Below are 12,881 nucleotides of genomic sequence, written 5' to 3'. Positions count from 1 at the left end.
TTACAGCGCCGCCGCGATAGCGGCACCCAACTGCTGCGTATCCGCGCTGCCGCCCAGGTCGCGGGTTAAATGTTCACCGGCGGCCAGGGTACGCTCAATGGCGTTCAGCACGGCATCACCGGCTTCCTTGTAGCCGAGATGCTCCAGCATCATGGCACCACACCAAATCTGGCCGATCGGGTTGGCGATATTTTTACCGGCGATATCGGGCGCCGAGCCGTGCACCGGTTCAAACAAGCTGGGGAATTTGCCTTCCGGATTGATATTGGCAGACGGCGCGATGCCAATGGTGCCGGTGCAGGCAGGGCCGAGATCCGACAGGATATCGCCAAACAAATTGCTGGCAACCACCACATCAAACCAGTCGGGATGCAACACAAAATTGGCGGTAAGAATATCAATATGATATTTATCCACCTTGATCTCGGGATAGTGCTCACCCATCGCCTGAACGCGGTTATCCCAGTAGGGCATGGTAATCGCGATACCGTTTGATTTAGTGGCAGAGGTCAGGTGTTTTTTGGGCCGACGCTGGGCCAGTTCGAAGGCAAACTTCAGAATGCGATCGACGCCCACGCGGGTCATGACCGTTTCCTGAATGACCACCTCCCGCTCGGTGCCGGGGAACATGGTGCCGCCCACGCTGGAATACTCGCCTTCGGTGTTTTCCCGCACCACGTAGAAATCGATATCGCCCGGCTTACGGTTGGCTAACGGTGCTTTCACGCCGGGCATCAGGCGTACCGGACGCAGGTTCACGTACTGATCAAACTCACGGCGAAACTGCAACAGCGATCCCCAGAGCGAAACATGATCCGGCACCACATCAGGCCAGCCAACCGCGCCAAAATAAATCGCATCGAACGTTTTAAGCTCAGCAAACCAGTCGTCCGGCAGCATTTTGCCATGCTGTTGCCAGTATTCTGCGCTGGCATAATCGAACCACTCCCAGCGCAATGGAATGTTGAACTTCTCTGCCGCCACGTTCATCACGCGCACGCCTTCTGGCATCACTTCTTTGCCAATGCCGTCGCCGGGAATCACGGCAATACGATGGATCTTCTCTGTCACTGGGCACCTCTGAGGTTGGTAGGGTGAGTCGGTCAGGTTTCCGTATGCTGTCTTGATGCAGCTTGATTTATCACCGGGCGTTAGCGCAGTATAACTCTCCACCTGAGGTAAACAATTGGCCTTAAAGTTAATCCCATGTTGAATCAAAGTAGAGAATCTCGGACGTCAAGTGACGATCTGGCGTTTTTCCTGCGCGTGGCGTCATTGGGCAGCCTGACGGCGGCCGCGCGGGCGCTGGGGCTTTCTCTGGCGGCCGTCAGTAAACGCCTGAGCCTGCTGGAGCAGCGGCTGGGGGTTCAGTTACTGCGCCGCACCACGCGCAAGCTGGAACTGACGCCCGAAGGCCGTCGATATCTGGAAGGGGCTCGTCCGTTGCTGGAGCAGTTGGTGGCGCTGGAAGACGCGGTGAGCGGGGAAACGGCCGAGCTGCGCGGCACGCTGAATATTAATGCCTCGTTTGGTTTTGGCCGCCGCCATATCGCGCCCTGCGTGTCTGCCTTTGCTGCCCTGCATCCTCATCTGGCGCTTTCCCTGCAGCTCAGCAGTCAGCCGCTGAATTTTCTTGATGCCCATGTGGACATCGACATTCGCGTCGGCGAACCGCCAGACTCACGGCTGGTCGCCCGGAAACTGGTGCACAACCCGCGTGTACTTTGCTGCTCGCCTGCCTACGCCGCCAAACACGGGTTGCCGGACAGCATCCGGGCGCTGGCGCAGCATAACTGCATTTTACTGAGGCAGCATGACAGCGATTTCGCCCTGTGGCGTTTTGTCGGCGATGCGGAGAGCCTGAGTCAGAAAGTCCGCGGGAACCTGGTCACGAACGATGGCGAGGTGGCGATGCGCATGGCGCTGGATGGTCATGGCATCCTGCTGCGCTCCTGGTGGGATGCAAAACACAGCATTGCAGCCGGGGAGCTGCGGCATGTGTTGCCCGAATGGCGGTCACCGGACGGCGATATCTTCGCAGTCTGGCAGGCGCAGCGACAGCAGCCCTCGCGCCTCATGGCGTTTGTGACCTTTCTACAGGAAAGGCTTCAAAGCGATAGCGCGCTAACTCATCTGTGATGTCCCACGCAACTTTTCTGTAAATCATTATCACTATTAAAGTATTTTCCGGCAGCGTCGATACCGATCTCATGTGTCTGCGCCCGTTGCGTAGATCGACTGTGAGCACGCCTCTGGTCTGAGGCGCGGTTTAACCTCTGGTGGATGCCTGGCGATGAATACAGATTTAACACGCTCCGGGGATGGCGTTTCCCCTCAACGTATTGCAAAACAGGCAGACAGGCTGATTGTCATGCTGTGTTGGATCATGGTGGTGATTTCAGCCATCGTCGGAAGCCTGTACCAGTCAACCTGGCTGGCGATAACAGTCGGCACCGGGCTGGCACTGGTCGCCACGCTGGTGGGATGGCTGGCAAACGGCACGCTATTTTCGCGCTTATGGCTGGCCTTCACGCTCATCGGCTTTGCGGGTTTGCTGATTCAACTGGGCCAGGGCGAGACCGAGTTCCACTTTTCGGTGTTTGTCTTGCTGTCGGTATTGCTGGTCTATCGCGACAGCCGACCCTTGCTGGTGGCCGCCGCGACAGGCGCCGTTCATCATCTCCTGTTTAACTATCTGCAGGAACACGATCTGTTTGGCATCGTGGTCTTTCACCATCCCGGTCTGGATATGGTGCTTTTCCACGCGCTGTTTGTGGTGGTACAGACCGCGATGCTGGTGCTTATCGCCCGGCAGATGGCCGCCGATCTCCGCGCTTCAAGTGAGGTCGCGCAACTGGCTGCCCGCATCAACCGTGAACCAGGTTGCCTGACGCTGTCGGTGGAAAATCAACAGAGTGAAACGCCATTCGCCAAAACCTTTAGCCAGACGCTGAGCACGATGCGCGGTACGTTGAACCAGGTCAGCCACGGCGTCGCTGAACTGCTGCAGGAGGCCGACAGCATGCTGTCGCGTAACGCCGCCCTGTCGCAGCGCACCGATGAACAGGCTCAGGCGCTGGAGGTGGCGACCACCGCGATGTCACAAATCAGCGTTGCCGCCAGTCAGGCGAAGGATAAGGCGCAAACGGCCTGCGATCTGGCTCATGAAACCCGCCAGGTAGCGAATAAAGGTCAACAGAATATTCAGCGGGCGATGGCCTCCATGGCGCAGATTAACGTGGAGTCTGGCCGGGTTAAAACCATTCTTGAACTGATTGACGGCATTGCGTTCCAGACGACGATTTTGTCCCTGAATGCCTCAGTAGAAGCCGCCCGCGCGGGTCAGGAAGGCCGGGGTTTTGCCGTGGTGGCCAACGAAGTGCGCAGCCTGGCATTGCGGTGTGAAAATGCCGCCCGTGAGATTCGCCAGCTCATGGATGTGTCCAGTTCCAGCGCCGAGCAGGGCACCGCGCAGGTTGATCAGGCCGCCCAGACCATGCAGGCGATTCACGTCAGTATCGACAGCCTGTCACAGCTGGTGAACGAGCTGTCGGAGATGAGCGTGCAGCAAAATCAGAGCATCGAACAGATTCAGCACAGCATTAACAGTATTGATGACAGCGTGAATCATAACGTCAAACACGTGACCGAAACGCTACAGGTGGCGCAGCACCAGCGTCAGCAGGCCAGCACGCTACAACAGGCTATCTCACTGTTTCGTTTTAGCTAGGCGAGGCAGGCAGAATCCGTTATGAGGCGGTTCTGGCGGAGAAAACACGGGCGTTATTGCCCGGGTCGCGAGGATACCGTATCAGCGGCGTCGATGGGCGCGAGTGCCCCGCAGGCCAGATGGACTGCGGGGCAATGGCGGGCATGCCCGCAAAGCGATTAATCGACGCCTTTTACCAACAGTACGCGATAAGTCGCGCCCTTCAGGCGGTGCTGTTTCGCCTCCTGATATTCCGGGCTGTCATACCAGGCATGGGCGGCGTCGGTGCTCGGAAATTCAATAATCACCACACCTTCCGCCTCGGGGCCTTCCAGGGTTTCCAGATCGCCGTAAAAGGCTAATGGCTTGATGGGATGGTTGCCATGGGCTTTGCCGGCTTTATCGGCGTAAGTCACCATTTCATCCTGATCCAGGGTGTTGTCACGAATAAATACGACGTAAGCGCTCAACGTTTTTCTCCTCAGGCTTGCTTGTCTTGGGTTTGCGTATCAAAGTCCGATGCGTCATGGCGCTCGCGCAGCTGATCGGCGGGTTCGCCCATCACACGGTTCACCTTGCGGCCGCGCATAACGGCCGGACGCAGGGCGATCTCTTCGGCCCAGCGCACCACATTTTTGTAGGACTGAAGATCGAGGAATTCTGCAGCATTGTACTGGTTATACAGCACCATGCTGCCGTACCACGGCCAGGTGGCGATATCGGCGATGGTGTAATCGTCACCCGCCAGATAACGGTTATCGGCAAGCTGACGGTCCAGCACGTCAAACTGACGTTTGGCTTCCAGTGAGAAGCGGTTGATGGCGTATTCAATCTTTTCTGGCGCGTAATGATAGAAGTGACCAAAGCCGCCGCCAAGGTAAGGGGCAGAGCCTTGCAGCCAGAACAGCCAGTTCAGCGTTTCGGTGCGTTTGGCCGGATCTTTCGGCAGGAAATAACCGTATTTTTCCGCCAGATAGAGCAGGATGTTACCGGATTCAAATACGCGAATCGGTGGTGTGGCTGAATGATCGCACAGTGCCGGAATTTTGGAGTTGGGGTTGATCTCAACAAAACCGCTGCTGAACTGATCGCCTTCACCAATATTGATTAACCAGGCATCGTACTCTGCATCGTTCACGTTCAGCGCCAGCAACTCTTCCAGCAGAATAGTGACTTTCTGGCCGTTAGGCGTGCCCAGAGAGTAAAGCTGCAGCGGATGCTTACCAACCGGCAGGGCTTTTTCATGGGTTGGGCCAGCGGTAGGGCGGTTAGTTTTGGCACCATTACCTTTCGCTTCCGGGTCCCACTTCCAGACTTTAGCGGGCTGATAGTGTTGTTCAGACATGATGAGGTTCGCCTTTTTGTGTTTGGAGTTTTCACGAGTGTAGCAGTTGCCAGCGCGCTGGTTTAACCCTGGTGGCGGTGACTTTGTATCGCTTTACTACAGCGCTCAAGACAGCTTTACCGCCAGTGCGAAGAGATTTTCCCCACACAAATCACATTTATGACGCCTGAGCAATGCTAAGCTAAAACGGTTTAGTAAAATTTAGCTTTATCTGCGTAGGAGAGAGGTATGTCAGCACGAGTCTGGTGTCTGGGTGATGCCGTGGTGGACCTGCTTCCGGACGGGCCGGGGCATTTAATACAGTGTGCAGGCGGGGCGCCCGCCAATGTGGCGGTGGGCATTGCCCGCTTACAGGGCCGCAGCGGGTTTATTGGCCGGGTTGGGGACGATCCTTTTGGTCACTTTATGCAGCACACGCTGGCGACTGAACAGGTTGATACCCGCTATATGACGCTGGACAGCGCCCAGCGCACCTCAACGGTGGTGGTGGCGCTGGATCAGGAAGGTGAGCGGACTTTTACCTTTATGGTGCGCCCCAGTGCAGATCTGTTTCTGGAACAAGGCGATCTCCCCAGGTTTGAGCAAGGTGAATGGCTTCACTGCTGCTCAATTGCCCTGGCGGCAGAACCTTCGCGCTCCACCACCTTTTCTGCCATGCAGCAGATCAGCGATGCCGGTGGCTTTGTGAGCTTTGATCCCAATATTCGTCACGATCTGTGGCACGACGATGCCCAACTGCGGGACTGTGTGAACCGGGCGTTACAGCTGGCCGATGTGGTCAAGCTGTCTGAGGAAGAGCTGGCTTTTCTGACTCCGGGGGCGCAACACGCTGACAGCATGCAGGCGCTGGCGGAACGCTTTGCGATTAGCCTGCTGATGGTCACCCAGGGCAAGGCCGGAGTGAAAGTCTGGCATCAGGGTAAACATTATCACTATCCCACGCTGCCTGTGGTGAGCGTGGACACCACCGGCGCAGGGGATGCGTTTGTCGCCGGGCTGCTATGGGGGCTGGCGGAAAAGGGGATGCCCGCTAATGAGGCCGAGCTGGCGGCACGACTCAGCAGCGCACAGCAGTGTGGGGCGCTGGCGACGACGGCAAAAGGGGCGATGACCGCGTTGCCTTATCGTCACCAAATTGAAGGATAATATCCCGATAACGCCACGACGCACTGACCGGCAACCCTCGCCTGTGTCCGGTCAGTCAGCGGGTGCAGCGCCGAACGGGGTCGGCCGCTCATCCAGCGGGCCTGTCATCACTAAAGGGGACAGCGCCCGTTACCTCAGATCGGGCAGAGCGATCAGCCCCTGTCCACGCTGATGACCCGGCCGCTCAGGGTGAACCGCCTGCGGGCATAAAGCGTGGTCGGGCTTTGTCTGTCACCGCAACGCAAGCTTTACTGTTGCCCCATCATGCCGAGCCTTTTCGCGCATTGATCTGTTCCCGCGGCCATCTGCCCGTTGTCAGCGCTCCCCGTTCGCGCATCCTGACCGGGGCCGGCAAGACAGCGACCCCGCTCATAAATCTCACTGCCGATCCCGCTTTGCTGTGAGGCAGTTCACTCATTCGCCCTTCGTTGCTTTACATCCCCATTCCGGCCTCGTAATGTCATCTCAATGTGAGCGGATAACAATTTTATGCAGGAGACTGCCATGACCCTGGACAGAGATTCATTAGCGGCCGTACTCGCCCGGCGCGACTGGGAAAACCCCGGCGTCAGCGAACATAACCGGCTGGAAGCCCATCCGCCGTTTTACAGCTGGCGCAGCGCTGAGGCGGCCCATAACAACGCGCCATCGGCGCAGCGAAAAAGCCTGAGCGGCGAATGGACGTTTGCCTTTTTCCCTGCGCCCGAGGCGGTGCCGGATAGCTGGCGCACCCAGGATTTGCAGGCGGCAGCGACGATTACCGTGCCGTCAGTCTGGCAAATGCAGGGCTATGATGTTCCGATTTACACCAATGTTACCTATCCCATTCCGGTTGATCCCCCGCGCGTTCCGGCTGAAAATCCTACGGGATGTTATTCGCTCACATTTAATGTGGATGCAGACTGGCTGCAACATGGACAAACCCGAATTATTTTTGACGGCGTGAATTCAGCCTTCTATCTCTGGTGCAACGGACGCTGGGTGGGCTACGGGCAGGACAGCCGCTTGCCGTCTGAATTTGATCTGAGCGAATTTCTGCGCGAAGGTGAAAATCGCCTGGCGGTGATGGTGTTGCGCTGGAGCGATGGCAGCTATCTGGAAGATCAGGATATGTGGCGCATGAGTGGTATTTTCCGCGATGTTTCCCTGCTGCATAAGCCTGCCAGCCATCTTCGCGATCTGCGCATTCGTACGCATTTCAATGACGATTTCAGTCGTGCGCGGCTGGAAGCTGAGGTGCGGGTTGCCGGAGCACTGGATGACGATTTACGGGTCAGCGTGCAGCTCTTCGCGGGTGACACGCTAACCGGAGAAGCGACGTCGCCCTTGGGCAGCGCGATTATTGACGAGCGCGGCGCGTGGAGCGATCGGACAACGCTGTGCATCAACGTTGCTAACCCTGCGCTGTGGAGTGCGGAAACGCCGCATCTCTACCGGGCGGTTGTGCAGTTACACCGGACGGACGGTACGCTGATTGAGGCGGAGGCCTGCGACGTGGGATTCCGTCACGTCAGCATCGAAAATGGCCTGCTGCTGCTCAACAGTCAGCCACTGCTCATCCGCGGCACCAACCGCCACGAGCATCATCCTGAACGCGGTCAGGTGATGGATCGTGACACTATGGTGCAGGATATTTTGCTGATGAAGCAGAATAACTTCAACGCGGTGCGCTGCTCCCATTACCCTAACGATCCCCTGTGGTATAGCCTGTGTGACCACTACGGCTTGTACGTCGTCGATGAAGCCAACATCGAAACGCATGGCATGGTGCCGATGAATCGCCTGAGCGACGATCCCGTCTGGCTTCCCGCCATGAGCCAGCGCGTCACGCGCATGGTGCAGCGCGATCGTAATCACCCCTGCATTATTATCTGGTCACTGGGTAACGAATCGGGCCACGGTGCTAACCATGATGCGCTCTACCGCTGGCTGAAAAGTGAAGATCCTTCCCGCCCGGTCCAGTACGAAGGTGGCGGGGCCAATACCGCAGCGACCGATATTATCTGTCCGATGTATGCGCGGGTCGATGAGGATCAACCTTTCCCGGCCGTGCCGAAATGGTCCATTAAAAAATGGCTGTCTATGCCAGGCGAGCAGCGTCCGCTTATTCTCTGTGAATATGCTCATGCCATGGGAAACAGCCTTGGTGGCTACGCAAAATACTGGCAGGCATTTCGTCAGTATCCTCGCCTGCAGGGCGGTTTTGTCTGGGACTGGGTCGATCAGTCGCTCATAAAATATGACGATAACGGCGAACCCTGGGCTGCCTACGGTGGCGACTTTGGTGATACGCCTAATGATCGCCAGTTCTGCATGAACGGGCTGGTCTTTGCCGACCGGACGCCCCATCCCTCGCTCTACGAAGCCCGCCATGCGCAGCAGTTCTTCCAGTTCAGGCTGCTACAGGGCAGCGAGCGCACGCTGGAAGTGACCAGCGAATACCTGTTCCGCCACAGTGATAATGAAATCCTGCACTGGTCGGTGGCTCAGGATGGCAACCTGCTGGCCGCCGGTGAAGTCACGCTGGATATCGCGCCACAGGGCCGCCAGCAGATCGCACTCCCGGAGGTGCCGCTGCCTCAATCTTCAGGCCAGCTCTGGCTGACGGTGCGGGTGGAACAGCCTCAGCCGACGGCCTGGTCAGAAGCCGGTCATATCAGCGCCTGGCAGCAGTGGCCACTGGAGGCGATCCTGAATGTGGCCCTGCCGCCTCAGGCGGCGAGTGCGCCACAGCTCAGCCGCGGCGAAGACACCTTCAGCGTGGCGGTGAACAACCAGCGCTGGGCATTCAGCCGTCAGCAGGGCGTGCTCACGCAGTACTGGATCGACGATCAGCCGCAGCTCCTGTCGCCGCTGCGCGATCAGTTTACCCGTGCGCCGCTGGATAACGATATCGGCGTCAGCGAAGTCACGCGCATCGACCCTAATGCCTGGGTCGAGCGCTGGAAAGCGGCGGGGCACTATCAGTCTGAGGTCACCACCCTGCAGTGCACCGCCGAAGCGCTCTCCGACGCCGTCGTGATCAACACCGTCCATGCCTGGCAGTTCCAGGGCAAAACGCTGTTTATTAGCCGTAAAGTGTACCGTATTGATGGATTTGGCGAGATGGCGGTGACGGTCAACGTGGAGATTGCGAGCGGCACGCCTTATCCGGCACGCATCGGTATGAGCTGTCAGCTCACCCAGATCGTCGAGCGAGTGAACTGGTTAGGCCTGGGGCCGCATGAAAATTACCCGGATCGCCTGACCTCTGCCTGCTTCGACCGCTGGGATTTACCGCTGAGTGAAATGTACACTCCGTATGTTTTCCCCACTGAAAACGGCCTGCGCTGCGGCACGCGTGAACTCAACTATGGTGCGCACCAGTGGCGTGGCGATTTCCAGTTCAACATCAGTCGCTACAGCCAGACACAGCTGATGGAAACCTGCCATCGCCACCTGTTACGGCCTGAGGCGGGCACGTGGCTCAATATTGATGGCTTCCACATGGGCGTCGGCGGAGACGATTCCTGGAGCCCGTCGGTATCACCGGAATTCCTGCTCAGTGCAGGACGTTACAGCTACCAGTTTATCTGGGGGCAACAAAAATAATGAGCGGGCAGGCTCGCGCCTGCCTGACTCTCGCGTAAGGACGTCCAATATGTACTATTTAAAAAACACGAATTTTTGGCTGTTTGGTTTTTTCTTCTTCTTTTACTTTTTCATCATGGGTGCCTATTTCCCGTTCTTCCCCATCTGGTTGCATGATATTAACCATATCAGCAAAGGGGATACTGGCATTATTTTTTCCAGTATTTCGTTGTTTTCTCTGCTGTTTCAGCCGCTGTTTGGCCTGTTGTCCGATAAGCTCGGCCTGCGCAAACACCTGCTGTGGGTTATCACCGGTATGCTGGTGATGTTCGCACCTTTCTTTATTTACGTTTTTGGGCCGCTATTACAGGTGAATATTCTGGCGGGCTCGATTGTTGGCGGTATTTACCTGGGTTTTATCTACAACGCCGGGGCACCCGCGATTGAAGCGTACATTGAGAAAGTCAGCCGCCGCAGCAATTTTGAATTTGGCCGGGCGCGCATGTTTGGCTGTGTAGGATGGGCCTTGTGCGCCTCCATCGTCGGGATCATGTTCACCATCAATAACCAGTTTGTGTTCTGGCTGGGGTCGGGCTGTGCCGTGATTCTGGCGCTGCTGCTGTTCTTCTCCCGTACCAGCACATCGTCATCCGCGACGGTTGCGCAGGCGGTGGGAGCGAATCACTCGGCGTTCAGCCTGAAGCTGGCGCTGGAGTTGTTCAGGCAGCCAAAACTGTGGTTTTTATCCCTGTATGTCGTCGGCGTGTCCTGTACCTATGACGTGTTCGACCAGCAGTTCGCTAACTTCTTTACCTCATTCTTTGCCACAGGCGAACAGGGTACGCGGGTATTTGGCTATGTAACCACCCTGGGTGAATTACTGAACGCGTCCATCATGTTTTTTGCTCCGCTGATCGTTAACCGCATTGGCGGCAAGAACGCCCTGCTGCTGGCAGGCATGATCATGTCCGTGCGTATTATCGGTTCCTCTTTTGCCACCACGGCAGTGGAAGTGGTGATTCTTAAAACGCTGCACATGTTTGAAATTCCTTTCCTGATTGTCGGCTGCTTTAAATACATCACCAGCCAGTTTGAAGTGCGCTTCTCCGCCACCATTTATCTGGTGTGCTTCTGCTTCTTTAAACAGTTAGCGATGATATTCATGTCGGTTCTGGCGGGTAACATGTATGAAAGTATTGGCTTCCATGGCGCCTATCTGGTGCTGGGCTCTATTGCGATGGCCTTTACGTTGATCTCCGTTTTCACTCTTAGCGGGCCGGGACCGCTGACGCTGTTACGTCGTCAGGCTGCCTGATCCCTTCCTCAAGACAACCGGACAGGCGTCATGACGCATCCGGTTGTCTGCTTGCCGACCGCGTTTTTTTCATCACGTCATTCCCCCTTTTCGCCTCGTCGCCGCTTCGTTTTGCGAACTGTCTCACATTCATAAAATCGGTTTAGCAAATTACTTTGCCTGAGAATACATCGATGAATATCATCCGAAAACTAAACCGGTTTAGCAAAAGACAGCATCACTACCCTTACCTTTTCTGGGATGTAAAACGATGAATAAAAAGGCACTTGCCGTAACCGTTGGGCTGCTACTGAGCGCGGGGCCGGTTCTGGCAGCAGAACCGAGCATGAGCAGTATTGAAGCACGGCTGGCGGCACTGGAGCAGCGGTTACAGGCCGCGGAGCAGCGGGCGAATGCGGCAGAGAATCGCGCAGAAGCCGCAGAAAAACAGGCGCAGCAGCTTGCCCGCGCACAGCAGAAAAGCCAGGTCACCGCGACGCAGGTTGAACAGCGCACGGCGAAGCTGGAGCAGAAAGCGAGCAGTGAAGACGGCTTCGAATTTCACGGCTATGCCCGTTCCGGGCTACTGATGAACAGCTCGGCGACCAAAACTCAGGGCGGCCCGACCGTGACGCCTGCCGGGGAAACCGGCGGGCACGTCGGCCGCTTAGGTAACGAACCTGATACCTATGTAGAGCTGAATCTGGAACATAAACAAACGCTGGAAAACGGCGCAACGACCCGCTTCAAGGCGATGCTGGCCGACGGCCAGCGCACCTATAACGACTGGACGGCATCCAGCAGCGACCTCAATCTGCGTCAGGCTTTTGTCGAGCTGGGCCAGCTCCCGACCTTTACCGGCGCGTTCAAAGACACGACCGTCTGGGCGGGTAAACGCTTTGACCGGGATAATTTCGATATCCACTGGATCGACTCCGATGTGGTATTTCTCGCCGGTACCGGAGCAGGTATTTACGACATGAAGTGGAGCGATCAGGCTCACAGCAATCTGTCGCTTTACGGACGAACCTTTGGCGATATCGAGAACAACGACAACACCGCACAGAACTATATTCTGACGGCTAACAACTTCTACGGCCCATTCCAGCTGATGCTGAGCGGCATGCGGGCGAAAGATAACGACGACCGGCTGGATGTGAACGGCCTGAAGGTGAAGGGCGATGCCGCGAACACCGGATTACATGCGCTGGTGGGGCTGCATAACGACAGCTTCTATGGCCTGCGAGAGGGTTCAGCGAAAACGGCCGTGCTGTACGGTCACGGCTTAGGTGCAGAGGTAAAAGCTATCGGTTCAGACGGGGCACTGTTACCGGATGCCGATACCTGGCGGCTGGCCAGCTACGGGATTACCCCGCTGGGCGGCGGCTGGCATATCGCCCCGGCGGTGCTGGCGCAAAGCAGTAAGGATCGTTACGTCAAGGGCGACAGCTATCAGTGGGCCACCGCCAACATGCGCCTGATTCAGGGGCTGACCGAGAACTTTGAAATGCAGTACGAAGCTACCTATCAGTATATGGATCTGCGGCCAGAGGGCTTTAATCAGCGCAGTGCGGTCAACGGTAATTTCTACAAACTGACCGTTGCGCCTACGCTGAAGGCCAGCAACGTGGGTGAATTCCTCAAACGTCCGGAAATTCGCCTTTTTGCCACCTGGATGGACTGGGACCACCGACTGGATAACTACGCGCGCGGCGATGCCTTTGGCAGCAGCGGCTTTGAAGCGGGCGGTGAGTGGAACTTCGGCGTACAAATGGAAACCTGGTTCTGATCAGTCGGCCCTGCGGGGCCGTTTCAGC

At 57.0% G+C, this 12,881-nt stretch carries 9 protein-coding genes; 6 read left to right on the top strand and 3 right to left on the bottom strand.

Going from position 1 to position 12,881, the window contains the following annotated elements:
- Entirely contained in the window at positions 1-1,071 is a 1,071-nt protein-coding gene (locus ACPXSQ_RS16895) for a tartrate dehydrogenase (protein WP_014606905.1), read from the bottom strand.
- Positions 1,072-1,206: 135 nt separating this feature from the next.
- Here ACPXSQ_RS16895 and ACPXSQ_RS16890 point away from each other — a divergent pair, with 135 nt between their 5' ends.
- Positions 1,207-2,139, top strand: coding sequence for a LysR family transcriptional regulator (locus ACPXSQ_RS16890; protein WP_013024226.1), 933 nt, complete (start codon positions 1,207-1,209; stop codon positions 2,137-2,139).
- Positions 2,140-2,293: 154 nt separating this feature from the next.
- A complete protein-coding gene (locus ACPXSQ_RS16885; protein WP_013024227.1) occupies positions 2,294-3,730 on the top strand; it encodes a methyl-accepting chemotaxis protein in 1,437 nt (478 codons plus the stop codon).
- Between the two features lie 158 nt (positions 3,731-3,888).
- Here the strand turns inward: ACPXSQ_RS16885 and ACPXSQ_RS16880 are convergent, their stop codons facing one another.
- Entirely contained in the window at positions 3,889-4,179 is a 291-nt protein-coding gene (locus ACPXSQ_RS16880; RefSeq protein WP_013024228.1) for a DUF1330 domain-containing protein, read from the bottom strand.
- Between the two features lie 11 nt (positions 4,180-4,190).
- Complete coding sequence (yghU, locus tag ACPXSQ_RS16875; protein WP_013024229.1) at positions 4,191-5,054, bottom strand: glutathione-dependent disulfide-bond oxidoreductase; 864 nt, start codon at positions 5,052-5,054, stop codon at positions 4,191-4,193.
- Between the two features lie 228 nt (positions 5,055-5,282).
- Between yghU and ACPXSQ_RS16870 the strand changes: the two genes are divergently transcribed.
- The 4 genes from ACPXSQ_RS16870 (at position 5,283) to ACPXSQ_RS16855 (ending at position 12,853) form a co-directional block, all read left to right on the top strand.
- The gene (locus ACPXSQ_RS16870; RefSeq protein WP_013024230.1) at positions 5,283-6,200 is read left to right on the top strand and encodes an aminoimidazole riboside kinase; all 918 of its coding nucleotides are present in this window, start codon (positions 5,283-5,285) and stop codon (positions 6,198-6,200) included.
- Between the two features lie 504 nt (positions 6,201-6,704).
- The gene (locus ACPXSQ_RS16865) at positions 6,705-9,791 is read left to right on the top strand and encodes a beta-galactosidase (protein WP_104933027.1); all 3,087 of its coding nucleotides are present in this window, start codon (positions 6,705-6,707) and stop codon (positions 9,789-9,791) included.
- A 49-nt stretch (positions 9,792-9,840) separates the two neighbouring features.
- Positions 9,841-11,085, top strand: coding sequence for an MFS transporter (locus ACPXSQ_RS16860; RefSeq protein ID WP_426144167.1), 1,245 nt, complete (start codon positions 9,841-9,843; stop codon positions 11,083-11,085).
- Between the two features lie 250 nt (positions 11,086-11,335).
- Positions 11,336-12,853: a carbohydrate porin gene (locus ACPXSQ_RS16855; protein ID WP_104933028.1), complete on the top strand. Its 1,518-nt coding sequence runs from the start codon at positions 11,336-11,338 to the stop codon at positions 12,851-12,853.
- Positions 12,854-12,881: the final 28 nt, after the last annotated feature.

This window comes from Pantoea sp. EEL5 (genome assembly GCF_049892805.1).
Taxonomy (GTDB): Bacteria; Pseudomonadota; Gammaproteobacteria; order Enterobacterales; family Enterobacteriaceae; genus Pantoea; species Pantoea ananatis.
Note: the sequence above shows the minus strand (reverse complement) of the source record. Positions and strands in the feature narration are given on the sequence as shown.

What these genes read in the sequence shown, in the direction of transcription:
- ACPXSQ_RS16865 (WP_104933027.1), top strand. Translation starts at nt 6,705, where the DNA reads ATGACCCTGGACAGAGATTCATTAGCGGCCGTACTCGCCCGGCGCGAC.
- ACPXSQ_RS16890 (WP_013024226.1), top strand. Translation starts at nt 1,207, where the DNA reads ATGTTGAATCAAAGTAGAGAATCTCGGACGTCAAGTGACGATCTGGCG.
- yghU (WP_013024229.1), bottom strand. Translation starts at nt 5,054, where the DNA reads ATGTCTGAACAACACTATCAGCCCGCTAAAGTCTGGAAGTGGGACCCG.
- ACPXSQ_RS16855 (WP_104933028.1), top strand. Translation starts at nt 11,336, where the DNA reads ATGAATAAAAAGGCACTTGCCGTAACCGTTGGGCTGCTACTGAGCGCG.
- ACPXSQ_RS16870 (WP_013024230.1), top strand. Translation starts at nt 5,283, where the DNA reads ATGTCAGCACGAGTCTGGTGTCTGGGTGATGCCGTGGTGGACCTGCTT.
- ACPXSQ_RS16860 (WP_426144167.1), top strand. Translation starts at nt 9,841, where the DNA reads ATGTACTATTTAAAAAACACGAATTTTTGGCTGTTTGGTTTTTTCTTC.
- ACPXSQ_RS16885 (WP_013024227.1), top strand. Translation starts at nt 2,294, where the DNA reads ATGAATACAGATTTAACACGCTCCGGGGATGGCGTTTCCCCTCAACGT.